A 24,762-nucleotide genomic window follows, 5' to 3' on the forward strand; every position below is an offset into this window, starting at 1 on the left:
TTATTCTTTAACGAGCCTGAACCGGTGGGGAACCGGTGTGCGCAATGCCGCCGGGATTACCGAGGCTTCCGCGAATGCTTTAATGATCTCCGCTTCGCGGGGCTTGTTTTTCTGGTAGGCGATCACGCGCTTGATATTGGTGGAATCGAGGCCGGAAGCGCCGGGGCTGGCCGTAAATGCATCCAGGTCTTTGGCAAAACGGTGCTCCACCAGCTTCATGTCGCGGAGGAGTTTTTCCAGCTTCCAGGCTTCAGCCATATGTTTTTGCACTTCCAGCGCCTGGCGGTATTGTGGCGTGCCTGTTAGCCCGGCGAGGTTCAATCCCCTTTCCAGGGCGCCGGAAAACCAGGTACCGATCTTTTCGTCGTCAATATATAAGGTATAATTGCCCGGTTCGATAAAATGCACGAACAGCATTTCCCGGCTGATGTCGTTGATGACCGGCGCCAGTTGCAACGCGGCTTGCTGGTCGGCGCGCAGGGGAAACGGCAGCGCGGATTCCAGCATCGTGAACGAGATTTCCTTTTTATCGCGCTTCAGGTCCGATATCTTGCAGAATTTGCTCTTCTCCTGGCTGGAGGCAGTCGTTTTATCAATCACCATGTACGACACAAACGGCTCCGACTTCATCGTTCGCAACCATTCCCAACCCATGAGCAGATGCCCCGGCCCGGCGGGATGGACGCGGTCTTTGCCGACGATCGTGGCCGTGGAATCAGCGGATTGCGCCAATTTGTTTTTTTCCACCATCATCGCCCAATAATCCACCAGGGGCAGTTTGTGTTTTTTCGCCACGCTTTTCACGAATTCGCCGCATTCCCACAGGCCGTCGTTTGCCCCGAAATTATTGGTGCTGGCCATTTTGGAAGTTTGGTCGTAAATGGAAGGCGTTTGCAGGATGACATTCACTTTCGCGGCGAGCAGCAGGTTAACGAGGCTATCGAGGTTGCGTTTGTAGGCTGCGATAGCTTCCTGTTGCTTTTCACGGATGCCCGGCTCATTTCTGCGGCGCGGGTCGTACAGCGGGCGGTTCACGTCGTTCATTCCGATCATCACCACCACATGCGTCGGTTGATGGGAAAGGATATCGCTTTGCAGGCGGCGGATCATGCCGGAAGCCACGTCGCCGCTGATGCCGCCGTTGAAGAACTGCACATTTCGCGCGGGGAAGCGGGTAGCGTAATACAAGGCCACGTTGTGCCAGTAATCGCCGTTATGGGTGATGCTGTTGCCGGAAAAAACGACACGGTCGCCGTTTTTAAAATATTGTGCCGAAGCTGCGTGGAAAGCCAGCAGGAAGAAGATGAGAATTCGTGTACGCATGGTAGATGATAAAGGTTCCGCACCCAATATACGCAACCCGGGTTTTAAATCCATTCCGGAGGGACGATGTATAAAAAAAGAAAGCACATCCGGGGGAGATGCGCTTTCGCAGAGGGGATTGGGGGAAAACAAACAGTAGTTATCAGACTAGCGATACAAAAGTAGGCCCCTCCCGTAAGAAAAACACGAGTACAACCGCTGATTCCTGAAATACCGTATTTCTACGCAACCGCTGTTTGCAGTATTGCAAACGTTTGCATACATTGTGATGCATTCAAATTCCGCATGTTATGAAAATGAGCCTTTTGAAGGGGCTCGCCGCGCTGCTGCTGCTTCCGGCGAGCCTGTCGGCGCAGTCGGGCAAGAACGCCCTGCGCAATTTTCCCGCCGGCGCCACGCCGGAAGAAATCGGCCGCAAAGTGGCCGCCCGGTTCATCGCCACGCCGCATACCAACTTCGGGCGTCCCTTCCCGCCCAGGGTCATCACCTACCCCGAAACCTGTACCTGGTACGGCGCGCTCACCTTCGCGCAGGTCACCGGCAACACCCCGCTCCGCCAGCAACTGGCCAACCGGTTCGAGCCGCTCTTCGGTGCTCGGGACACCCTCATTCCCATACCGGACCACGTGGATTATACCGTCTTCGGATCCGTTCCCCTCGAACTGTACCTCCAAACGAAAGAAGACCGCTACCTCCGGCTCGGCAAACACATCGCCGACAAACAATGGGGCCCGCCGGAAGGCAAGCGCGTGGTGCCCGCCAGCCATCGCTTTTACAGCCAGGGTTACACCTGGCAAACGCGCCTCTGGATCGACGATATGTTCATGATCACCGCGGTGCAATCGCAGGCCACCCGCGCCACGGGCGACCGCTCCTACATCGACCGCGCCGCCAACGAAATGATCCTCTATCTCGATTCCCTCCAGCAACCCAACGGCCTGTTCTACCACGCGCCTTCGGCCCCCTTCTTCTGGGGCCGCGGCAACGGCTGGATGGCCGCCGGCATGGCAGAACTGCTGCGGTCCGTCCCGAAAGACAATCCCAACCGCCCGCGCATCCTCCAGGCATACCGCCACATGATGGCTTCACTGCTGAAGTACCAATCGGTCGACGGCATGTGGCACCAGCTGGTCGACGACCCCAATTCCTGGAAAGAGACCTCCTGCACGGGGATGTTCGCCTTCGCCATGATCACCGGCGTCAAAAACGGCTGGCTGGACGCCAAAACGTACGGTCCAGCCGCGCGGAAGGCCTGGCTTTCGCTCATCACGTACCTCGACGAAAACGCGGATATCCGCAACGTCTGCGAAGGCACTAACATGAAAAACGACCACCAATATTACCTGGACCGCAAGCGCCTCACGGGCGACCTGCACGGGCAGGCTCCCCTGCTGTGGTGCGCCACGGCTTTACTCCGTTAGTTCCGAATCATATCCTATAAAAAGCAACGCCGGGGCCTGGAGGCTCCGGCGTTTTTATCAGCGCCCCGTTCGCTGTTCGCGAATCGCGAACAAGAAATTGAAAGCTTCAGGGAACCTTCTACCATCCTTCTACCATCCTTCAATCAAACGCCCTCAAACCTAAGCCAGCATTGGACACCCTTGGAGGATCACTGAAGGATGTCAGCAGGATGTCAGCAGCCAAAATCCTCCTTATCCAGGCGAAACCTTCGTTCATCCTTCGTTCATCCTTCGTCCTTCCTTCGTTTAAACGCCCTCAAACCCGCACCACCAACGAACACCGACGAAGGATGAACGAAGGATGGCAGTAAGATGTCAGCATCATTGACATTATCGTGACAATAAAAAAACCTCCCGAATGCGATTCCGGGAGGTTTGGGGCACAAACATGGAATCTGTACGACGCTCTTATTTATTTTACTTCTATGCAATAAGTTGCACAACGCCAGATCTTTTCGTAAGCCTTGCCGTTGTGGTCGCCTTTTTCTTCCTTGGTACCGGCAACTTCTACCATGTAACGGCCGGGCCAGATGGGCGTGAAGGAGGCTTTGCCGGTGCTGTCGGCCCAGAGCTTCTTGCCCCAGCCGTTCGGCGCGATCACTTCCACTTCCTGGCCAACGGCGGGCTTCAGTTCTTTAAGCGTATAGAAATCAATGTTTTGTCCGGCTTTCAGGGTGGCATTGGGGGCCGTATATACGCTCAGCACGTTCTGGTTGGCGGCGGCGTCCAGCTGGGCGGAAGCGCCTACGCGCACCACGGCGCTGGAGTGGTAATCGAGGCGGCTGCCGTGGTAAACGTCTCTTACTACGTGTTTCATGACAACTGTATAAGCGCCGTCCTGGTCCGGGGTGAAGAAAGCTTTATAGTGATCTTTACCGGGAGCGCTCTGCAGGGGCAGCACTTTCCCGTCGGGGGTGATCACGGAAAGGGCGTAGGATTTGGTGTCGGAGAACCATTTGTCGAGGGGAGAGATGTCCTTATCGGCGAATTCGCCCCAGAACACCCTAACTTCCTGCGCCTGGCCTTTCTTACCAACCGGACTGGTTTCTATCCAAAGTGCGTGGCCGAAGGAATTGATGGCGGTAAAAAGCGCCAGGGCCAGCATACATGTAAAACGTGATGACATAAGCTTCTGTTTTGAAGGCGTAAAATTATGGCCCGGGAGTTGGGGAAGATGATCGGATCGGAAATTTGATTTACGCATCCGGGAAAAATCACGGGCATGTATTTTGCGCTCCGATAGGGATATTTCCATAATTTAGTAACAATGATATGCGTTATACACGCACAGCCATATAAAATTACCCGCATGAAACGGTTCTTCTTACTGCTCGTTCTCTCCCTGCCCCTTGCCGCCTCCGCCCAAAAGCTGACGGAATCCGCCATAGACGACATTTCCACCAAAATGGCCGCCACTTTCCTTAAACTCAACGACCCCGCGCTGGTATTTGTCACGGAGCAGATGAGCCGCACCGGAGCCGGCGGACTGGAAATCGACAAAACGATGCAGGACCTGAAGAAAGATCCCGCAACCATTGACGCTGCCCTGAAATTCCTTTATCAATACAGCGATTGCGACCGGCAAACGTTCATTACCAACCTCCGCGCGATGGATATCAAGTCGGGTAATGTTTTCCCGATTGCCACCTATACGGTCAATAAATATAAAAACGAAGCCAAGGAACTGATAGACGAGAAAGGCGCCCTGTACAAATCCGGCGCCATCCCGAAAGCCATCACGCTTATGGTAGCGCCGCCGGCCAATATGAACCAGGCCACAGCCGCCAACCTCGAAGGTACGCCTCCCGCCGCCGCACAGGCCACCCAACAGGCTGCCGGAGCGCCCGCCACCATCAACACTACCGCCGCCGGCGTGGAATCCGCCGATACCCGTAACTGGGACGTGCGCCTCGTTTTCGGGATGACCAAACCCGACCAGCTGCTTGACCTCTACGGCAAGCAAAATGTGGAACTCCGCGACGCCACCGACTTCGACGGCAATGACGCCGGCAAAGCCTGGGTCGTTTACCCGGATACGGAGAACGAAATGGCCGTGGTTTTCTATAAAGATTCCACCAAAACCATCACTTTCGGCCAGGAAAACGCCAAATGGCGCGCGCCTTTCGGGATCAAACCCGGCGACCCTGTCGATAAAGTGCAGAAAGTTAACGGCAGAGGCTTCCGGATCAATGGTTTCGAATGGACCAACGGCGGCACCGTCCAGAGCTTCGACGGCGGCCAGCTCGATAATAAGGGCGTTCACCTCCTGTTCAGGGCGCTCAATACCGGGGACCCCAAGCTCTATGATTCCTTCACCGGCGAAAAATCTTTCCGGTCCGATGCATCGGGCGTAAAAAAGCTCGGTGTGATCGTGGAAAAGGTCCAATTCCGGACCGGAAACTGACCATTAAACTTCGTTTTACTAATTTAGCCGGATGGAAGGAACCGGAAACAAGTATTACAGGTTATTGGTCAAGCTGGGAAATATCAGGTCGAAATATACCTCCCACCGTAATTTTTTAATTCTTATCAGTTTCATCGTTGGCGTGATTGCAGCCCTCGCGGCAGTAGCGCTCAAGGTGTCTGTAGCGTTTTTCGAGCACCGTGCGGAGTCGATGAACGACTGGATGGGCAGCAACTGGCTGTCGGCCATCTTCCCGCTGATCGGCACCGGCCTTTCTTTTCTGTTGCTCACCCGTTTTTTCCAGGGACGGCTGAACCGGGGGATCGGTTTTATTATCCATAACATCGTCGCCAATAAAGGCAGGATCGAAAAAAGGCATACTTACGGCCACATCCTCACCGCAGCGCTCACCACGGGCTTTGGCGGCAGCGTGGGCCTGGAAGCACCCATCGTGGCCACCGGCGCCGCCATCGGTTCCAATACCGGCCGCGACCTCCGGCTATCTTCAAAAGATACCGTTCTGCTCCTCGCCTGCGGCACTGCCAGCGGTATCGCGGCGGTGTTCAACAGCCCGTTCGCCGGGATCATCTTCGTCCTCGAAATCTTCCTCCTCGATTTTACCATTCCCTTCTTCATTCCCCTCCTGATCTCCACCGCCACGGCCACCGTGGTATCCCAACTGATCTATCCCGGGAAATTTATTTTTACCGCCAGCGAAAGCTGGAACATCCAGGCCATCCCGTTTTACATCTGCCTCGGCATCGCCTGCGGTATGGTATCGGTATACGTTACACACATGGTGGAATGGATCGAAGGATTTTTCCACAAACGCAAAATGAGCTGGAAAACCTGGCTGATGGCGGGCGTCCCGCTTTGCGGCATCATCTTTTTCCTGCCGGGCCTCTACGGCGAAGGTTACTCCACCATCACCCAGCTGCTGGCCGGCAACTATGCCGCCATCACTTCCCACTCGCTCCTGCAAGGGTACAGCACGGAAATCTGGGCGGTGATCCTCATGTCGGTTTTGCTCATCACTTTTAAAGTGATCTGCGCAGTGCTGACCATCTGCGCCGGCGGCAACGGCGGTGTTTTCGCACCGTCGATGATCACGGGCGGGATTACGGGGTTCCTGTTCGCCTATCTTGTCAACGTAACCGGCATTTACCATCTTAACACCCCCAACTTTATCATCACCGCCATGGCCGGCGTGCTGGCTGGCGTGATGCACGCACCGCTCACCGCCATCTTCCTGCTGGCGGAGATTTCCGGGGGCTACAAACTGTTCGTGCCGCTGATGATCGTAACGGCCATCTCCTACTTCATCACCCGCAAATACATCAAGTATTCGGTGTACCATAAATCGCTGGTGGAAAAGAAAATCCTGTCCGACGATTACCTCCCCGATCACTTCTGATCCCTTCATAAAAAAACAGCCCCCGGCGCAGCGAAGCACCGGGGGCTGTTCGTTTCTGCCCTCCTGAAAAGGACGGCATCGGGTTCTATTTTTTCGTCAGTTTACGGATAGCATGATTTGCCTGGTCGGCCACGTACACGTTGCCCTGCGCGTCCACACAAACGTCTGTCGGCGTGTTGAGCTGCGCGCCCGCGCCCAGCCCGTCCGTGAATCCGCGCGCGCCGCCCGCGATGGACACCACTTTCCCGTCCGGTGAAATCTTCCGGATTTTGTGGTTGTTCAGATCGGCTACGTACACATTCCCGTCTCCGTCGATCGTGATGCCGTAAGGATCGGCGAACCGCGCGCCGGCGGCATCGCCGTCGAGGTAGCCGGAATTGCCATCGCCCGCGAGCGTAGTTACCACTCCCGCCGGCGTCACTTTACGGATGCGCTGGTTGAGCCTGTCGGCGATGAGCAGATTCCCGTCCTTATCGATTTCCAATCCGCTCGGGTTGCGGAACTGGGCGGCGGTGCCTGTTCCGTTGGCGAAAGCGGGCGTTCCGTTCCCGGCAAGGGTGGTCACTTGTCCGTCTGCCGAAATTTTGCGGATGCGGTGGTTATTGTTATCTGCAACATACAGGTTTCCTGCGGCGTCTGCCACGATATCCAGCGGCTGGTTGAATTGTGCCGTACTGGCATCTCCATCCGCGAATCCGGAAACGCCTGTCCCGGCAACGGTGCTAACAACACCGGCGGGGGTGATTTTGCGGATGGCGTGGTTATCGCGGTCGGCCACGAAAATATTTCCCTGCGCATCTTCCACGGCGCGCCAGGGCAGGCGGAACCTCGCCGCGGCCCCGGTGGCATTCACATAACCGGCCGTGGTGGCGCCCGCGATGGGAACGGCCTGACCGGCGGTGGTAATCCGGCGGATGCGGTTGTTGCCGCGGTCGGTCACAATCACGGAGCCATCGTTACCAATGGCCACGCCTTGCACCGTGCGGAACAGCGCATCGGCAACAGGGCCATCCACCGAACCGGCGGTGCCGCTACCGGCGAGGGTAGTCACCTGGTATTCTTCCAGCGGCGGCAGATAAGTGAACAGCCCACCCGTTACGGTGCCTTTCGGCGTTGCAACGGTTACCGGGCCGGTGGTGCCGTCTTCCGGCGAAACCACCTGCAACGCGTTTTCCGACGCTTCAATTACGACAGCGGCCTTCCCCCCGAGCTGCACGGTGTTTTCGGCACGGATGGTACTGAAGTTTTTACCCTTGATCGTGATGATCATATTCGGATGTCCCGAAGAAGGATATACGGCGATGATGGAGGGCGTGACGGGCTTTTCCGCATCGTCGTCTTTATCGCATGCCGCCAGCAAAGCGAAAGCCGGCAGCAGTAAGCAGGATATAATTTTTTTCATGTCTGGCAGAATTGAATCAGGTTATTGGGAAATGATCATCCAGGCGTTGCCCACGGCGCGGTTGGTGCCGTCGCTGGGACGGTTGCGCACCTGCCATACATCTGCCAGCGGATGTTTAATCATGAAAGTGCTGCTGCCGCCGCCGTCGACGTTGATGGCGATGGTGGAACCGCAGGCTTTCAGCATTTGGCCCAGCTGGGTGATGGTGCAGCCGTTAGAGTAATAAAAGCTGCGGCCGTCGACCACGATGAAGTACATTTTCCCCTGAGCGTTCATACCGATGCCGGTGCGGGGCTCCACGGAAAGATCGGTTTGGGTGAGGATCTGGTTATCCCTGACCAGCATGGGACCGCCGCCGAGTGCGTCTTCCAGGTCGTTTTGCACGGCCAGGAAATCCTGCCGGTCGCCGATGTAGGGTTTCCCGTTTTTCAGCACGCCCATAAACGTGGCGCTGCGCGCGTTGGCCCAGGTGGTTTTGAGCACCACGCCGTCGCGCACGTATATGCCGCGGGGCTCACCGGTGGAGGTGTTGAAGAAATCCGCGTTCACACCGGCCAAAACTTTGTATCCGGGTTTTTCGATGTATTTGGCCATGTCGGGCACGGTCTGCATTGCGTAGGCTGCGGCGTTGTAGGGCGTCCCCGCCTGCAGCAGGAGGCCCGGGTGGTTAGCGTCCACCTCGAGGATGAAGGCGCGCATGGAGTATCCTTCGCGGCTCAGGTAGTGGATATCGGTTTCCTTAATGCCGGGCGCCACTTCGAACAGGGTGTCGCTGAAAACCTGCGCCATCACGCCCGCGCTGTCGAGGATGCGTTGGGTCAGGGGGCTTTTGATTGTATAGGGCGCCTGCGCTATGGCTTCGTCTTTCTTACAGCCGATCAGCAATGCGTACACCAGCGTCAATCCCCATACCAGTTTATATTTAAGCAGCATAGAATCGTTTTGAAGGATTAGTAATCGTCGTTTTGATCGAGGTTGGTATTAAGTGCCAGTTCGTTCATGGGCAAGGGGTATTTCACTTCTCGCTCCATAATACCTAGTTCGGACACGGCTTTACCGGTGCGCACGAGGTCGTACCAGCGGTGCCCTTCGCCCAGTAATTCCTTTCTCCGCTCCAGCAACACGGCATTGAGATACGCCGCTTCTCCCACAGGGTTTACCGGGCCCAGCCCGCGGAAAGCGCGCAGCTCGTTAAGCCTGTCCAACCCCGCCATCCCCTGCGCTTCGGCGCTGATCAGGTACATTTCGCCCAGGCGCACGATCACGATGGGATCGGTGCCCGATTGCCCGCTGGGATATTTGTTGATGATCCGCAACCCGGAAAATGTTTCAACAGACATGGCGGTGCGTTTATCGTCGGCCGTGAACATATCCATCGTTTCCTGGGTGGGGCGGTACACATAGCTCCCTTTCACTTCGTGTGCGTAGGTGTAGAAAAGCGTGCTCACGCGAATCGAGGATTCGATGGTCAGGTTCTTGAAAGAAAAAATCTCTTCGGTGTTGGCCGTAGCCCTGAAAATTTTCTCAAAAGCATCGAGCGCGAACAAGCCGCTTTCGATCACTTCCTCCGCCAGCGCTGCGGCTTCCGCTTTCTTCCCCTGCGCGAGCTTCACACGCGCCATGAGCGCCTTCGCGGCTGAAGACGACACCCGGTAGTATTGCCCCGTAGCATACGCCGGCGCCTGGGCTATCGCCAGTTCCAATTCTTTTTCAACGAACGCCCAGGTTTCCGCTTCCGAATTGCGCGACACTTTTTCGTTCGTGTTGCGCTCCAGCACCGGCACGCCGCCCCAGCGGGTGACGAGGTTGTAATAAATGAGCCCGCGGAAGAAATGCACCGTGCCTTCGATCTCTGATTTCCGCGTGGAAGCCGGGATGCGCGCGAGGGTTTCCAACAGGTTATTCACCTGGTACAGCGAGGCATAATACCCGTTCCAGGCGTTGGACATCAGGCCGTTTTCCGGCCGCAGCACGTTGCTGATGAAGGTATTAAGCCCCCCGTCGCTCGTAGCGCCGGAGTTGATGAGGTTGCCGCCGACGATATCGAACGAAATGTACGACTCGGATCCGGGCGCATTCTGCACCCGGTTGTAAACGCCTACCAGGAAGGCTTCCACATCGGCTTCAGACAGCGTGTTGGTGGCCACGGCCGAATGCGATTTCACGTCCAGCAGTTTGCTGCAGGATGCAACCATGAGGCTGCCCGTGATCAGTGCTGGTATCAATATTCTTTTCATGACGATGTTTGCTTCGGTTTAAAAATGCAGGTTGATGCCGAAATTGAAAGAACGCGGCTGCGGAAGCACCAGGTTATCCTCCCCGATGAAACGCGGATCCAGGTCCGACGATACTTCCGGGTCGAGGCCGGAATATTTCGTCCACAACGCGAGGTTGTCGGCCTGCGCATACACGCGCAAACGCTTCACATGCGCGCGTTGCAGCCAGGTGCGCGGCAACTCGTATCCCAGCGAAACGGTCCTTACACGCAGAAAACTGCCGTCTTCCAGCCAGCGCGAGGAGTTCGCAATATTCTGCGCCTGGTTGTAGATCGCGCGGGGAACAGTGTTGCTTGTGCCGGGGCCCGTCCAGCGGGCTTCCGCTACATGCCGGAAATTATTCGTCCCGTTCTGCCCAAGTCTCTCCACCATGATCCGCGAAGTATTGTACACGTCGTTTCCGTAGGTATAATTCAGGAAAACGGTCAGGTCGAAGTTTTTGTAGCGGAATGTATTATTCCAGCCCCCGAAGAAATCCGCGTTGGAACTGCCTACCACCTGGCGGTCGTTGATATCGATCACACCATCGCCATTGATGTCTTCATAATGCACGTCGCCCGCGCGGACGCCGGTGTTGTATTGCGGCAGTGGCACATCTTTGTCGTCCTGGAAAATGCCGATCATCTTATACACCCAGATGCTGCCGATGTCTTTCCCTACCTGCAGGCCGCGGTTGCTACCTACCGACAACAGGTCGTTATCGCCGATCAGGGAAGTAATGCGGTTGCGGATGAAAGAGATGTTGAAGTCGGATTGCCATTGCAGTTCACCAAAGCTGTAATTCCCGTTCAGCGCCAGTTCCAGGCCCTTGTTCCGCATCGATCCGATGTTGCTGGTGATGCTGGTAAAGCCGGATGTGGCGTGGATGGGCATGTTATACAGGAGATTCGTCGTGTTCTTCACGAAATAATCCACCGTGAAGCTGAGCGCGCCTTTCCAAAGAGAGACTTCCACGCCCGCGTCCAGCTGGTTGGCTTTTTCCCAGGTCAGCGCTTCGTTGCCGAACCCTGTGATCGCGATACCGCTTTTGCCGTCGTAGTTGTACCCGCCGCCGGTCAGCGCCTGGTACGCGTAGTTGCTCACGCCTTCCTGGTTACCGGTGGAACCGTAGCTCATGCGCACTTTCAGGTCGGTTCCGGATTGGGTCCACCAGGGTTCCTTCGACACCTGCCAGCCGGCAGACACGGAAGGGAAATAACCGTAGCGGTTGTTGGGAGAGAAGCGCGAAGAACCGTCGGTACGGATGGACGCACCCAACAGGTAACGTTCCTTATACGCCAGGTTGGCGCGCCCGAAATACGATTCCATGGCGTTGCCATACAGGTTGGTGCCCGCGTTCGTGATCACCGATGCCGCGTTCAGCACGTCGAACGAAGGCGCGGGGAAACCGTTCCCATCGATTCCGCTGGTGGAAGTCATCACCCGCTGGAACGAGTGGCCCGCCAGCACGTCGAGCTTCAGTTCACCGAAGCGCTTGCCATAAGTCAGGGTGTTTTCGAGGAGGATATTAGTCATCCAGCGGCGGTTGTCGGCGATGCGGCCGTTGCCCGTTCCGTAAGGATGTTTGGCGTTGTAATACACGTAATCGTTGGTGAGGCCCACATCGGACCCGAACGAAGTTTTGTATGTCAGGCCGGGCATAAGGCGCAGCTCTGCGAAGGCGTTGCCGATCATCCGGTAGTTCTGCAGCTGCGCTACTTCTTCTTTGAGGATCTGGATGGGATTGTGGTACACCAGGTCGGAAGTGCCACCTACGTAATAAGAACCGTCGGGCTTGTACGGCCGGTCGAACGGACGGTGCGGCAAGCTCCTGCCCATCACGGTGGAACCGAGGTTGGAGCCGGGCACACGGTTGTTGTCGGAATAACTGAAGCTCACGTTCACGCCGGTGCGCAGCCAGCTGAGGGGCTCGCTGGCGAGGTTGATGCGGCCGGTGTATTTTTTCAGGTCGTTGTAGATGATGGTGCCTTGCTGGTTGAGGAAACCGCCGGAGATGTAATATGTCGTTTTATCGTTGCCGCCGGAAACGGACAGGTCCACGTTCTGCGACCAGGCCTTGCGGAGCACGAGGTCCATCCAGTCGGTGTCGGGCAGGCCCGGGTAGGGATGATCGATGCCCTGGATGAATTTGCTGTTGCCGGGCTCGTACCCGTATTGTTTGTTGTAATTGTCGATCGCTTCGTTGGCTACTTCCAGGTAGAGTTTGGAATCCGCCATTTCGATTTTATGCAGGTTCATCACCTCCGACATGCCGGCCCAGGCGTTGAGGCTCAGCTGCCCGGCGCCTTTCCTGCCGTTTTTGGTGGTGATGAGCACCACGCCGTTGGTGGCGCGGGAGCCGTAGATGGCCGCAGACGCTGCATCTTTCAGCACTTCGACGGACGCGATGTCTTGCGGGTTCAGTTGCGCGAGGGGGTTCATCCTGCCGCCGAAATTGAACACACCGGCGTCGTGCGGAATGATGGGCACCCCGTCGATCACGTACAGCGGTTCGTTGCTGGCGCTCAGCGATCCCGTTCCGCGGACGCTCACGCGCAATCCTGCGCCGGGCATCCCCGAAGAGGAGGAGATATTCACACCGGGCATGCGGCCCTGCAGCATCTGGTCGGGGCCCAGGACCGGGCGGGCGTTCAGCTCATCCGGCCGGAAGGTGCTGATGGAGCCGGTAAGCTCCGTTTTCTTTTGCGTGCCGTATCCTACCACTACTACCTGCTGGATATTGCGGGTTTCGCGCTGCAGGAAGATCTGCACGGGTTTATCGTCGTTTACCATTACGGTTTTGGAAGTATACCCGATGAAGGTGAACACCAGCGTCGCCGGCACGTCTGCGTTCTGTAAGGCAAAACGGCCATTTGCATCCGTGACGGTTCCGCCGGCGGCGCCCTTCACGGCAACGGACACCCCGGGAAGCGGTTCCCTGCTGTCGGCATCGGTGACCACGCCCGTGAGTTTCACGGCCGCCTTGGCAGTCTCGTCGCGGCTCATGAGGATCACCGTCTTGTCCACGATGCGGTATGTGAGCGGCGAGCCGTCGAGGCATTTGTCCATCACTTCGCTGATCGATGCGTTTTGCATTTGCAGGGTGATGCGGGTGTTGATGCGCGCAAGGTTTTCATCTTTAAAAATGAACAGGTAATCGCTTTGCTGGCGGATGATCTTGAAAATCGTTTCCAATCCCGCGTTGCGCACCTGCACGTTCAGCGGAACATCCTGGATGCGGGCGCCGGCATGGGAAGGGAAGCCGGCAAAGAGCGCCAGCAAAAGGAAAAGGTGCAGGGCCGGAGGGGCTTTATGTCTCCGTATGCCCGCGCCACCGGGATGCGCCGCGGGTTTCATGCGTTTCTTCATAACAGCATTTGTGTGTTTAATAATTCTATTGTATGCTTACGGGCATGGCAAGGACGATCCGGAAGGCGTCCCTTCCGAACGGCCAATGGCCTGCCATTTCATTTTCTATCGGGATACTTTAACCGTGCGCCCTTCCACCTCAAAGTGGACGCCGGCCGTCAATTCGAGAATTTTCAGCGCCTGCGACAGGTGTTCCTGTTTCCGCATGGCGCCCGTTACATGTATGTGGCTGTCCAGCCCCGGCTCATATGCTACATCCACATCATACCATCTTCCCAGGTCGCGCATTACGGCCGAAAGCTCGTCGTTTTTAAAGGTGATGATGCCATTCTTCCAGGCCACGGCGCTTTCCATGTCGCCGGCGTATTGCTTCAGCGATCCGGATTTCGGGCTGAAAGCCGATTCCTGCCCGGGTTTCAGCGTCACTTGTTTTCCGCTGCCGGTTATACGAACAGCGCCTTCGAGCAGGGCGGTGGTGAAAAGTTTTTCTTCAGGATATGCATTGACGTTGAACTTCGTTCCCAGAACCTGCACCTTCATCCCGTCTACCATCACAAAAAACGGCCGCTGTACATCGCTCGCTACTTCAAAATAGGCTTCGCCGGTGAGGCTGACCATCCTTTCGTTTCCATTGAAGGCCACCGGATATTCCAGGCGGCTGGCGGCGTTGAGCCAGACCTTTGTACCGTCGGCCAGGCGCACGCGGTATTGCCCGCCGCGGGGTGTGATTAAAATATTGCTTCCGCTTTTGCCTTCTTCCGCATCATACAACAGTTCGGCGTCTTTCTTTTCCACATTCCCTTCCCCGATCCGGCCGTCGGCTGTTTGATCGAGCACCACGGTTTTGCCGTTGTGCAGCACGAGTTGCGCTTTGTTGCCGCCGGGAGCGATATCGCCGTTCGGTCCGATGTTGCTGGCTGTCGCCACTTCCGCAACGGTTTCGGGTTGCCATTTCGACTGGCGTAACAGCAGCGCTCCGCCGCCTAGGAGTATCGCCATCCCGCCAACGGCGGCCGCCACCCGCCAGCGGTTGGTACGGCGCATGGGCGTAACGATGGTTTCCTGAACCGGCTGCATCCGGGCGTGAATCCCCGCCAGCAGGCGTTCCTGGAGGGCAATATCAGGCACGGCGATATCTCTTTCCCGGAAAGCTTCCAGTAACAGCGATTTCAGTGCCGTTGCGGGCGTGTGTTCCAGGTAATGCAGCAACCAGCGGCGCTCGTCGTCCGTCCAGTCCGGTTTAGCCAGCAGCTCCCGGAGATATTGTGCTTGATCCTCCAATAGCGGTCAGGTTTATAGTAAATACGCGGAAATTGAAAAAAGGGGGTTGGAGAAGGAAGTTTTTTTATCCCAGCAGATGGGTGAGCAACGGCGCCCCCAGCGCCAGCGCCTGCCATTCCGGCTGCAGCCGCACATATTCACGGATGAATTGGCTGGCTTTCTGAATGTGCTCCTTCACGGTATAGTGGGATATCTGCAGTTCGGACGCCGCTTCGGCATAGGTGCGGCCCTGCACTTTACAGAGCAGGAATACTTTTTTGCGTTGCGGGGGAAGCTGCTCGATGGCTTTTTCGAGCATGTCGAGCTGCAGGGAGGTATGATCAAATCCGGCCTGATCTGGCAGATCCGGAAGTGTTTCCAGACCTTCAATCTGTAATTTTTCGCGGAGATCTTTGCGCAGCCAGGAAACGGAGCGGTTGTAGCTGACCACGAAGAGCCAGTTGCCCGCGGTCTGCCCGGGCTTCAGCTGCGCACGTTTTTCCCAAAGGCGGATAAATACTTCCTGTACAATGTCCTGCGCGGCGGAAGGCTCGCGCACCAGCCGGCAAATGTTGGCGTAAACAGACGGGAAATACACGCGGTACAGCGCATCGAAGGCTTCGGTGCTGTCGTTGCGCAGAGCGTCTACCCATAATATTTCATCAGACTCCTTCCAGGTCATGCGTCTCCCTGTTTAAACTGTAAATAGTCCGGTACGTGGGCCGGATTGCGCGCAAATTTTAGGCTTTTGGTTGATCGTTCATAAGGCCTGACGGCAAATTAATAATAAAATAATACAATTCGCACTACTCCCGCGTAACGATGGAATGAAGGGAAGGAATGGTAACGGAGACGGAAGTTCCGGTGCCTTCGCGCCCATCCCAGGCGATGGCTCCGCCGAGGCCGGTCACGTTCTGGCGGAGGATATCGAGTCCGGAGCCGGGGCGCAGCCGGTCGGGTGGCAGGCCGATGCCGTCGTCTTCGATCGTCAGCGAAATATCTCCGCCATCGAATTGGAGCTGCACGATGATGCTGTTTGCCTGTGCATGTTTCACCGCGTTCTGGATCAGCTCCTGAGCGGTGCGGTATACGGTTAGTTCCGCGCCAGGCTCAAACCGGAAAGGCGTGCCGAAGCTGTAGAAATGGATTTGCGTGGGACAACAGGGCGCGAGGTTATAACAATGCGTTTCGAGCGCCGAGTTGAGGCCGTATTGTTGCAGCACTTCCGGCATGAGGCTGTGGGCTGTTTTGCGGACTTCGCGGGCGGCTTCGTCAAGCAGGGCGAGCGTTTGGAGGAATTCGGCCGTTTGGAGCGAGGGCACTTGTTCCTGCAGCACGCCCAGGTGCATGCGCACCGCTGCCAGCGTACCGCAGACGCCGTCGTGGAGGCTCCGGGCGATGCGGCTTCTTTCTTTTTCTTCCACGTTCATGATGAGCAATGCTTTCTGGAGGTCGTTGCTGCTCCAGGGCGCCAGTTCCATCCCGGCGTCTGCACCGGCTTCCAACGCTTTCAGCAAAACGGGGTTGTAGAAGAAATTGGGAAAATCGGCATCGGCGGGGCGGTACATCAACTGCGTTTGTTCCCGGTTACCGAAAACGGGGCAAGCGAATATTTCCGCGTAGTGCTTTTCTTCTTCCGCGGTCAGCGCCCAGGCAAAATGCACTTCGTAAGGGTTCAGCCCCGCCTGCGAAGCATATTCAGTGCCGTGCTTGCAATATGCCATGGCGAGTTCTATGAACTGACGGGTTACGAAAACGGCTTCGGGCGCGTGGTGCCGGGGCGTCATGACCACGCAGGCATGCTCCGGAGATTCCACGAGATCGAAATTGAAAACAGTGTGCAGCAGCGGGAGGTAGCGCTGGATGCGGAACATGCCTTCGCGCATGTTTTTGCTGTAGCGGTAGAGCTGCCCCACGATCCCCAGTGCATCGAGGTTCGAGATATCGCCAATGTGCAACCCGATATAAGGATCCCCGGAGATTTTTACCGCCGACGCGAAAAAGCGCGACAGCTCCCCCAGGGTCACCGGGCGCTGGAGGCTTTCCATCGATTCCGGTTCCACACCGGCATCCTGCATGATCTGATCCACCGGCCAGCCCAGCTTTTCACAGTAAATGAGGAGGATATTGATCGCCTCGGCGGTGGTCACCTGCGTTTCCATACATGTACAGATTTGGAATAGGCGCTTACGTCCTGGTAGGAATAAATATGATGCTGCAAGGAATAAAATTAATCAAAAACCCTTCCGCCTCCAAACCACCCGTCCTTAAAATGCCCGTGCCCGGAAGCAGGGGCTTCCGGGCAACGAACGCTATCGGTCTAAAATGGCGAATCAGCATTTTTCGAGCTGCTGCAGCACGGTGAGGGTTTTATCCAGGCAACGTACCACTTTGTAGCCTTTTTCGTTTTCGAGGGTGATCACATACGTATTGATACCTTCCGCTTCGAATTCACGGATGAAGCGGATCTGGTAATCGGGGCATTTCTTCATGAGTGATTTGATCACATTGAAGGGCAGCGCCGCTTCGTTGATCATGCGGGAAGTGGCCAGCAGGTTGCCTTCGGCGTCGTACCAGCTTTTTTCCGCAGCCAGGCGAAGGGAGGTTTTGAACATCATGTCGGCGCCGGGGGTAACGGCGGAGGCATTCAAAGAGATGATGACGGTGGCGATGAGTGCGATAATCGTTTTCATGTTAGTAATTTTATGGGATGAACGTTGTTGTTTGTTTGACGACCCAAAAGTATGAACGGTTCCAATCTTCCTAAAACGAATAGTTATCAGCGGATGAGCGGCAAACCAAACCACGCCAAATGTCCGTTTTTGTACAGACCGGACACATAGCCACATTTCAACCTAACCCTTACCAGCACGGCATTTCAATAAAAAAGCCCGTCCAATGGACGGGCCTCCGGGCCAACAGGCCTTCAAAATCGCTATCGGGTTAACCGGTTTCGGCTGAGCGGTCATTTTTAAAACCGGACGTTCCGGTCACAAAAACGGACACTTCCCGCGGTTAAAAAGCCGGATCTGCGGCAATCCAGGTCACTTCATGGGCCTCCCAGGCGGCCGGCACCTCCAGCTTCGCCGCGAGCTTTTCCAGCACCGGCGCGGGAACCACGGCTTCGCGGCTGCTGTTCTGCCGGAAAAGCTGCCGGTACGGCACTTCTACGTACACGATCCGCACCTGCGCCTTATATGTGAAAAACAGCTCCAGCAACTGCATGCGCATCTGCCGGGTTACGTTGGTGGCATTCCACACGAAGCGGGTCCCTTTCCGCAAAAATACCCGGGCCCGTTCCTTCGCCGCCTGTATCACCTGGCCGTTGCCGGTAGCATCGGTCGGCGAAACGCCCATTTCTTCCCGCAACCCGTCCAACGACACCACGGGCAGATCCGGGTAATGCCTGCGGATGAAGGTATCTTTCCCGGCACCGGGCAAACCGCTCATCAGGATCACTTCGCTTACCGGTTGTTCAAACGGCACGTAATCGGGATGCGCATTTTCATGCAGCAGGTAATGCATGCGGGCATGCGGCGTTGCGAATGGCCGCGCTACGCCCCAGCATTGCTGCTCCTGGCAAAGCGCTTCGAAGCAACCGATGCGGTAGAGCATCTCGTCTTTGTCGGCGCAGATGCGGCCAAGCACATCGGCGCGTGCGAGCAACGCCAGCAGCCGGGTATCCGCTTCCTGGCTCACTTTCACCAGCTCTTTCACAGGGTCCGGCCGCTCCAGGGCCCACAGCGAGAAGCCATGGTAGCGTACCAGCGCGGTTACCTGCTGGCGGATGGCGAATGGTGTTGGGATGTCACCGTATAACAGCTGCCGGGCAGTTTGCGCACCTTTGCGGGCGTGGCCGGGCGAGGAAATCCTTCCATCCGGCTCCGTAACCGTGGTGCTGCGCTTCTCCACGTCGTGCAGGAGCGCGGCGGCCCAGAGTATCTCCTGCTCCTGCGCGGACAATTGCTGATATTGCGATTCTGCACACATCGCTTCCAGCACCATTCGGGTGTGCGTGGCCACGTCGCCTTCGGCGTGGTGCAGCGGATCCTGTGGCGTGAGCGCCATGTCGCGCACCCAGTCGAACGACTGCACGAGATGCTCCCAGGATTTATTGTTACTGAGGGTCCACATAACTACCTCCTTCTTGTTTGAGGCGGGCGCGCTTCCAGTTTCTCGTCCAGTGAACGTCCGTTTGCACATGCCCTTTCCTTACATATTTAAATACATTTTTTGAAAACGCATCGGCCGGATATCCGTCCGCGTTGCGCGTCACGATACCTTCCATCGTTGCGGGCGCGCCGGTGGCCGCGTTGTGCGGACCGAAAGCCCCGCTGCCGCCCGCAGCCGCTACCAGTTCCTTTTCAAATGCGGCGCGGCCGGTGATAACGGGCAACGTCACTTCCGGCACCACTGGCAAGTCGAGCATATGTGCGTAAAAGCGCGTTTCTTCCCAGCTCAGCCATCTTCCTTCTTCCCGTACCGCGAATACATAATAATGACGATCGAGCCGGCGGTATTCGAGGGAATGAACGGCGTAGAGGTTTTCCAGGAAAATCTCCAGCGGGCCGAGGTCATGCTTTACCAGTTGCCAGAACCGGCGCAGGTCTTCCGTCCACGGCGAAGTCGTGGGCGCGGCGTGCGACCGGGCGAATACACCCAGGCGCGACAAACAATTATTCTCCCCGTCGAGCTTTTCGGTATGCACCAGTTGCGGGATGGCAGACAGCTGCTCCCAATAATCGTAATTGATACGGTCGTCGCTGCTGGTGCCTGGTGAGAACGGGAAATGATAGGTACGGCCGTATTTTGTTGATATTGCCATGATTAGAGGATTTACATTAAACAAAATGATTTCCCGGCGCCCGGAAAACGGGCGCGGATGCGTGGTTCAATATGTTAATGCAATTACATGGCGCAAGGCTTGTGGTGTTTGCGATTGGATGCAAAATTAGAAAAAAGGTCCGGCTTACGAACAGCGTTGGTCATTTTGCGGAATGGTTCGTCCATTAACCGAACATGCTGGTCCGGCTTTTCGTACTGCCCTAAGTGTTAGCTTCGGGGGCTGTTACATGCCAATCCTGCCTGGATGTTGAACAAAAAAAGCCCGCGGCCGGAGAGGCCGCAGGCTTGCTGATGCTTATCTATACTTACAAATCGAATTGAATTCCCTGCGCGAGCGGCAATCTGCTGCCGAAGTTGATGGTATTGGTCTGGCGGCGCATGTACGCTTTCCAGGCATCGCTGCCGCTCTCGCGGCCGCCACCCGTTTCCTTTTCCCCGCCGAAGGCGCCTCCGATCTCGGCGCCGCTCGTCCCGATATTTACGTTGGCGATGCCGCAGTCGCTGCCGGAAACGGACAGGAATTGTTCCGCTTCGCGAAGGTTCAGGGTCATGATGGCGGACGAAAGCCCCTGTGGTACGCCGTTCTGTATTTTGATCGCTTCTTCCGGCGAAGCATATGGCATGAGGTATAAAATCGGGGCGAACGTTTCCGATTGCACGATGGGCATGCCGGGTTGCACTTCGGCGATGCAGGGCTTCACGTAACATCCGCTTTCGAAACCGGCGCCTTCCATCACGCCGCCTTCCACCACAAAGCGCCCGCCCTGGGCTTTGCAGGCTTCGATCGCGCGCAGGTAGGATTGCACGGCCCGCGTATCGATAAGCGGGCCAACGTGGTTGCGTTCGTCGAGCGGGTTGCCGATGCGGAGTTGAGCGTAGGCTTTGATGAGTTTATCGCGGAATACATCGTACACGTCTTTATGGACGATGAGCCGCCGCGTGGTGGTGCACCGCTGGCCGGCGGTGCCTGCGGCGCCGAAAACGGTACCGATCAGCGCCATGTCGAGATCAGCGTGACGGGAAACGATGACGGCGTTGTTGCCGCCCAGTTCCAGGAGGCTCCTGCCGAACCGCGCGGCTACGGCCACGGCAACGGATTGCCCCATCGCGGTGGAGCCCGTGGCGGAAACGAGCGGGATGCGTTTGTCTTCGGCCAGCCAGGCACCGGCATCGCGGCCGCCGGTCAGCAGGCAGCTTACACCCTCGGGGACGCCATTCCGTTCAAAAACCTCCGCCGCGATTCGCTGGCAGGCTACGGCCGACAGCGGCGCCTTTTCGCTGGGCTTCCAGATGCAAACGTTGCCGCAGACCCATGCGAGCATGGCGTTCCAGCTCCAAACAGCCACCGGAAAATTGAACGCGGAAATGATCCCCACGATCCCCAGCGGGTGCCATTGCTCGTACATCCGGTGCTGCGGGCGCTCGCTGTGCATGGACAGCCCGTATAGCTGGCGGCTAAGGCCCACGGCGAAATCGCAGATATCGATCATCTCCTGCACTTCTCCCAAACCTTCCTGCAGGCTTTTTCCCATTTCATAACTCACGAGCCGGCCCAGCGCCTGTTTCTTTTCGCGCAGCGCTTCGCCGATCTGGCGCACCACTTCGCCACGGCGCGGCGCCGGAACGGTGCGCCATTGCAGGAATGCGGCCTCGGCCGTTCGTATGAGCTGCTCGTATTCTACGGATGTGGCAGCGGTTACGCTGGCGATGCGCTTGCCGTCTACCGGCGAAAATGATTCGATGTCGCCGCCTTCACCGGCCAGCCATTTCGTGCCGGTGCTAACGCCGGACTGCCGCGCCATGATCCCGGTTTCCTGTAAAAAGTCCATTACTGTTTGTTGGTTTGTGAAGAATAAGTGCTCTCGAAAATGCGGTTGGCGTTGGCGGCCTCAAACCCCTCGCGCCGGTGCGCCCTTGTAATTTCCTGCGCCGGAAGTTGCGTGAACGCCGGCAGCACCCTGCGCTCCGCAAACTCCACATAAGAACCGGCGATCCGCATCTGCTCGCCACCGGCGAATTCCGCTTCGATCATGCCCGCCACCGTGGAGCTTTGCAGCAGCAAACCGTCTGGGCTTTCCTTGTACTTCCCGCCGGAATCGTTGAGGATAAGGCCATGCTTTTCCAGGAATTCATTAAAAGCCGTGATGTTGTTGTAACCCGCAGCCAGGTTGTGGACGCTGATGGTGAAATGATTGAGGTAATACCGGTTGTAGATCGCCCAGGAAGCATATTCACTTTCCTTCGCCAGCGCTTTGAAATCCGCCAGGGAAGGGAGGCGCCATAGCCCGCTGTGCAAAAATGCATCCACGGCTTCCACGTCATCGAGCGGCAGGGAAAGGACGGGATCAGCGGTCACTTCGTCGGTGTAACTGCGGATGATGCGCTGCACATCGGGCGACAAATCCTCCACCCGCAGCTCACTGATGAAAATCCGGGGCAACGCGGGATCGGGAGGCGCGTACCAATATGCGTCGAGCTTTTTCTCGGTAAAATGATAGTAATCGCGGCGGGTGTAGCCGTGGTGAAGAAATATCTTTTCGAGCGACTGGATGCCGAGGTGCGGTACGCCCATAGTGCGGAACGCGATGTGGTCGTTTTCGATTTCGCCCGCTTCGCGGATAATGCCTTCGGCGACCATGGCCGAAATCACTTTATCCACATCCGGAACACGTGCTTTATAACGGCGCATGAGGCCGCCGAGGATCTGTTGGAGAACTTGCATGAAGAATGATTTACAGTGATAATTCGGTTAAGGCTTCGTCGAGATGCCGGACCATATCCGCCGCGTTCTGTTTACTGAACACCATTGGCGGCTTGATCTTAAGCACATTATACAAGGGTCCGTCGGTACTAAGTAAAAACCCGCGTTCCTTCATCTTTTCGACCAGCGCGTTAATCTCGGTAACGGCCGGCTCTTTCGTTTCCCTGTCTGTCACCATTTCCGCCCCTACAAACAAACCATGCCCGCGCACATCGCTGATAACGGGATGTTTATCCATCAACCCGCGCAAGCCTTCCATGAGGAAATTGCCGGTTTCCAGCGCATGCTGTTGCATGTTTTCAGACTGGATGACCTCCAGCACGGCGCGCCCCGTAGCCATCGACACGGGATTGCCGCCGAAGGTGTTGAAATATTCCATGCCGTTGTTGAAACCATCCGCGATCTCTTCGGTGACCACCACCGCCGCCAGCGGGTGACCGTTTCCGATGGGCTTACCCAGCACCACGATATCCGGTTCCACATCCTGCAATTCAAAACCCCAGAACTGCTCGCCTACCCTTCCAAAACCCACCTGCACTTCGTCCGCGATGCAGACGCCGCCCGCTTCCCGCACAAGGCGGTACACGTTTTTGAGGTAATTATCCGGCAGGGGGATTTGCCCTCCCACGCCCAGCAACGTTTCGCAGATGAACGCCGACACTTTCCCGGGATGCTCCGCCAATATCCGCGCCACGCTTTCCGCATAACGCTCTCCCGCGCGGGGATCGGCGTAGCCATACGGACCGCGGTACAAATCCGGGGAATCGGCTTTATGGATGTACGGCATCTGACCGAAACCACCTTTCCCGTCAAATTTATACGGGCTCATTTCGATGGCTACGGTAGAAGTGCCGTGATAGGCATGATCCAGCACGATCACGTCTTTCCGTTTGGTGTAATGGCGGCTCATCCTGATGGCGAGATCATTGGCTTCGCTGCCGGAGTTGGTGAAATAGCAGACTTTCAGGCGGGAAGGAAGCGTGCGGGCGAGTGCTTTCGCAAATTCCACCAGGTGATCGTTCAGGTAACGGGTATTAGTGTTGAGCGTGGCGATCTGGCGCTGCATGGCCTTCACCACCACCGGGTGGCAATGGCCCACATGGCTGACGTTGTTCACACAATCGATATAAGTACCGCCTTTTTCATCGTAGAGGTATTGCAAAGCGCCTTTCACGATTTTCAGCGGTTGTTTGTAACTGATGCTGAGGTTGCGGCCGATGAACTGACGGCGCTCTTTCAGCAGGGGGCTGTAATCCATATCCGGCTGGAGGACAGCCGGCATGCCGCAGGATTTCCGGAAGGTGTCGGCGGCCTTTAGCGGGTTGATGCGGATAAGTTTTTCCAGCAGGTCCCAGGCATGGCGTTCCGTCACGAAGTGATGCCCGTTCACCGATCCGTTGGACGCCTGCCAGGCTGATTGCGTAACGCTGATGCAGAGGCGCGCAGCGATGAGGTAATAGATCAGGTCTGCCTCCTGCTCCGTGAGCGGATAAGCGGCGTGATACCCTTCCACCACCCAGGCCGCGGCCTGCAAGGGATCGGGCGTGTCCAGCATGGCGTAGGTGCAGGCGATAGCCACATTATTGACCAGCGCGGAATATACCATATCCCCCAAATCGATCAAACCACTGACTTCCCCGTTTTTCACCAATACGTTGTAATCGTTGGCATCGTTATGAATACAGGCATGCCGCAGCGAAGTGAGCACTGGCAGCACTTCCGTTTCGAAAGCCAGCAGAAAATACCCCGCCAGCCGGCGCTTTTCAGGATCGGTGATGCAATGCAGCCAGCGGTTGGCGTCCGCGGCGGTATTCACGTCCCAGACATACGGCCGGTGCAGCGCATCGTGCTGGAAATCCTGCAGCGATTCGTCGGTTTTACCGAGGAAGGTGCCCAATCCCCGATATAACGCCGCCGGCTTGTCTTTGACGTGCACCCAGCAATCGCCGTCGAGCCAGGTGAGGATGCGGACGTTGTACTGCTTACCGTTGTTGAATACGGGCGTCAGCTCCTGGCGGTTCTTGTTGCGGAGGATCTGCTGGAACTTCCAGGCAACGGGGCTCACGGTGAGGTGATCGAGCAGCCGGAGCTGGGCATCGAGAAAAGAATAAGGCTTTTCTTCCCCGGTGATTTTAAGGATGAACTTCCGGCCGGACGCATCGGTAATCTTGTAGTTATACTCGTCGTATCCCTGAAGCGTTTCCACTTCCACCGCAAGCAGGTAGTTCTTTTGCACCAGCTGCTGCACTTCGTTTGCTGTGAATTGCAT

The 24,762-nt window shown here is 56.7% G+C and carries 18 protein-coding genes; 3 read left to right on the forward strand and 15 right to left on the reverse strand.

Going from position 1 to position 24,762, the window contains the following annotated elements:
* Entirely contained in the window at window positions 1-1,323 is a 1,323-nt protein-coding gene (locus WJU16_RS09360) for an SGNH/GDSL hydrolase family protein (protein ID WP_341838055.1), read from the reverse strand.
* A 290-nt stretch (window positions 1,324-1,613) separates the two neighbouring features.
* On the opposite strand from WJU16_RS09360, the gene WJU16_RS09365 reads away from it, so the two are divergent.
* The gene (locus WJU16_RS09365; RefSeq protein WP_341838056.1) at window positions 1,614-2,744 is read left to right on the forward strand and encodes a glycoside hydrolase family 88 protein; all 1,131 of its coding nucleotides are present in this window, start codon (window positions 1,614-1,616) and stop codon (window positions 2,742-2,744) included.
* A gap of 451 nt (window positions 2,745-3,195) precedes the next feature.
* Here WJU16_RS09365 and WJU16_RS09370 read toward each other — a convergent pair whose 3' ends face one another.
* Window positions 3,196-3,909, reverse strand: a complete 714-nt coding sequence (locus tag WJU16_RS09370) for a DUF4198 domain-containing protein (protein WP_341838057.1) — start codon at window positions 3,907-3,909, stop codon at window positions 3,196-3,198.
* Between the two features lie 183 nt (window positions 3,910-4,092).
* On the opposite strand from WJU16_RS09370, the gene WJU16_RS09375 reads away from it, so the two are divergent.
* Window positions 4,093-5,187, forward strand: a complete 1,095-nt coding sequence (locus WJU16_RS09375) for a hypothetical protein (protein ID WP_341838058.1) — start codon at window positions 4,093-4,095, stop codon at window positions 5,185-5,187.
* A gap of 31 nt (window positions 5,188-5,218) precedes the next feature.
* Window positions 5,219-6,601, forward strand: a complete 1,383-nt coding sequence (locus WJU16_RS09380) for a chloride channel protein (RefSeq protein WP_341838059.1) — start codon at window positions 5,219-5,221, stop codon at window positions 6,599-6,601.
* Window positions 6,602-6,686: 85 nt separating this feature from the next.
* On the opposite strand, the gene WJU16_RS09385 is transcribed toward WJU16_RS09380, so the two are convergent.
* From WJU16_RS09385 to WJU16_RS09445, 13 genes are all read right to left on the reverse strand, one after another.
* Window positions 6,687-8,003: an SMP-30/gluconolactonase/LRE family protein gene (locus WJU16_RS09385; protein WP_341838060.1), complete on the reverse strand. Its 1,317-nt coding sequence runs from the start codon at window positions 8,001-8,003 to the stop codon at window positions 6,687-6,689.
* A gap of 21 nt (window positions 8,004-8,024) precedes the next feature.
* On the reverse strand, window positions 8,025-8,936 hold the full coding sequence (locus tag WJU16_RS09390; protein WP_341838061.1) for a phosphodiester glycosidase family protein: 912 nt from the start codon (window positions 8,934-8,936) through the stop codon (window positions 8,025-8,027).
* Between the two features lie 17 nt (window positions 8,937-8,953).
* Window positions 8,954-10,240: a RagB/SusD family nutrient uptake outer membrane protein gene (locus WJU16_RS09395; protein ID WP_341838062.1), complete on the reverse strand. Its 1,287-nt coding sequence runs from the start codon at window positions 10,238-10,240 to the stop codon at window positions 8,954-8,956.
* 18 nt (window positions 10,241-10,258) lie between these two features.
* Window positions 10,259-13,627, reverse strand: coding sequence for a TonB-dependent receptor (locus WJU16_RS09400; protein WP_341838063.1), 3,369 nt, complete (start codon window positions 13,625-13,627; stop codon window positions 10,259-10,261).
* Window positions 13,628-13,732: 105 nt separating this feature from the next.
* Entirely contained in the window at window positions 13,733-14,908 is a 1,176-nt protein-coding gene (locus WJU16_RS09405) for a FecR domain-containing protein (RefSeq protein WP_341838064.1), read from the reverse strand.
* Between the two features lie 64 nt (window positions 14,909-14,972).
* Window positions 14,973-15,569 carry a sigma-70 family RNA polymerase sigma factor gene (locus WJU16_RS09410; protein WP_341838065.1) on the reverse strand — a complete coding sequence of 199 codons (597 nt, stop codon included), beginning with the start codon at window positions 15,567-15,569 and terminating at the stop codon, window positions 14,973-14,975.
* Between the two features lie 124 nt (window positions 15,570-15,693).
* Window positions 15,694-17,049, reverse strand: coding sequence for an AraC family transcriptional regulator ligand-binding domain-containing protein (locus WJU16_RS09415; RefSeq protein ID WP_341838066.1), 1,356 nt, complete (start codon window positions 17,047-17,049; stop codon window positions 15,694-15,696).
* Between the two features lie 171 nt (window positions 17,050-17,220).
* Complete coding sequence (locus WJU16_RS09420) at window positions 17,221-17,580, reverse strand: hypothetical protein (RefSeq protein WP_341838067.1); 360 nt, start codon at window positions 17,578-17,580, stop codon at window positions 17,221-17,223.
* A 322-nt stretch (window positions 17,581-17,902) separates the two neighbouring features.
* Entirely contained in the window at window positions 17,903-19,021 is a 1,119-nt protein-coding gene (locus tag WJU16_RS09425) for an AAA family ATPase (protein ID WP_341838068.1), read from the reverse strand.
* A complete protein-coding gene (locus WJU16_RS09430; RefSeq protein ID WP_341838069.1) occupies window positions 19,005-19,712 on the reverse strand; it encodes an RNA ligase family protein in 708 nt (235 codons plus the stop codon). The genes WJU16_RS09425 and WJU16_RS09430 overlap by 17 nt, the downstream gene beginning before the upstream one ends.
* Before the next feature lie 325 nt (window positions 19,713-20,037).
* Entirely contained in the window at window positions 20,038-21,561 is a 1,524-nt protein-coding gene (locus WJU16_RS09435) for an aldehyde dehydrogenase family protein (protein ID WP_341838070.1), read from the reverse strand.
* Window positions 21,561-22,454 carry a DUF1338 domain-containing protein gene (locus WJU16_RS09440; protein ID WP_341838071.1) on the reverse strand — a complete coding sequence of 298 codons (894 nt, stop codon included), beginning with the start codon at window positions 22,452-22,454 and terminating at the stop codon, window positions 21,561-21,563. Before WJU16_RS09440 ends, WJU16_RS09435 begins: the two co-directional genes overlap by 1 nt.
* A 10-nt stretch (window positions 22,455-22,464) precedes the next feature.
* Complete coding sequence (locus tag WJU16_RS09445; protein ID WP_341838072.1) at window positions 22,465-24,762, reverse strand: aminotransferase class III-fold pyridoxal phosphate-dependent enzyme; 2,298 nt, start codon at window positions 24,760-24,762, stop codon at window positions 22,465-22,467.

This window comes from Chitinophaga pollutisoli (genome assembly GCF_038396755.1).
Lineage (GTDB): Bacteria > Bacteroidota > Bacteroidia > Chitinophagales > Chitinophagaceae > Chitinophaga > Chitinophaga pollutisoli.

Coding starts and splice junctions, on each gene's coding strand:
- WJU16_RS09360 (WP_341838055.1), bottom strand. CDS start 1,323: ATGCGTACACGAATTCTCATCTTCTTCCTGCTGGCTTTCCACGCAGCT.
- WJU16_RS09365 (WP_341838056.1), top strand. CDS start 1,614: ATGAAAATGAGCCTTTTGAAGGGGCTCGCCGCGCTGCTGCTGCTTCCG.
- WJU16_RS09370 (WP_341838057.1), bottom strand. CDS start 3,909: ATGTCATCACGTTTTACATGTATGCTGGCCCTGGCGCTTTTTACCGCC.
- WJU16_RS09375 (WP_341838058.1), top strand. CDS start 4,093: ATGAAACGGTTCTTCTTACTGCTCGTTCTCTCCCTGCCCCTTGCCGCC.
- WJU16_RS09380 (WP_341838059.1), top strand. CDS start 5,219: ATGGAAGGAACCGGAAACAAGTATTACAGGTTATTGGTCAAGCTGGGA.
- WJU16_RS09385 (WP_341838060.1), bottom strand. CDS start 8,003: ATGAAAAAAATTATATCCTGCTTACTGCTGCCGGCTTTCGCTTTGCTG.
- WJU16_RS09390 (WP_341838061.1), bottom strand. CDS start 8,936: ATGCTGCTTAAATATAAACTGGTATGGGGATTGACGCTGGTGTACGCA.
- WJU16_RS09395 (WP_341838062.1), bottom strand. CDS start 10,240: ATGAAAAGAATATTGATACCAGCACTGATCACGGGCAGCCTCATGGTT.
- WJU16_RS09400 (WP_341838063.1), bottom strand. CDS start 13,627: ATGAAGAAACGCATGAAACCCGCGGCGCATCCCGGTGGCGCGGGCATA.
- WJU16_RS09410 (WP_341838065.1), bottom strand. CDS start 15,569: ATGACCTGGAAGGAGTCTGATGAAATATTATGGGTAGACGCTCTGCGC.
- WJU16_RS09415 (WP_341838066.1), bottom strand. CDS start 17,049: ATGGAAACGCAGGTGACCACCGCCGAGGCGATCAATATCCTCCTCATT.
- WJU16_RS09420 (WP_341838067.1), bottom strand. CDS start 17,580: ATGAAAACGATTATCGCACTCATCGCCACCGTCATCATCTCTTTGAAT.
- WJU16_RS09425 (WP_341838068.1), bottom strand. CDS start 19,021: ATGTGGACCCTCAGTAACAATAAATCCTGGGAGCATCTCGTGCAGTCG.
- WJU16_RS09430 (WP_341838069.1), bottom strand. CDS start 19,712: ATGGCAATATCAACAAAATACGGCCGTACCTATCATTTCCCGTTCTCA.
- WJU16_RS09435 (WP_341838070.1), bottom strand. CDS start 21,561: ATGGACTTTTTACAGGAAACCGGGATCATGGCGCGGCAGTCCGGCGTT.
- WJU16_RS09440 (WP_341838071.1), bottom strand. CDS start 22,454: ATGCAAGTTCTCCAACAGATCCTCGGCGGCCTCATGCGCCGTTATAAA.
- WJU16_RS09445 (WP_341838072.1), bottom strand. CDS start 24,762: ATGCAATTCACAGCAAACGAAGTGCAGCAGCTGGTGCAAAAGAACTAC.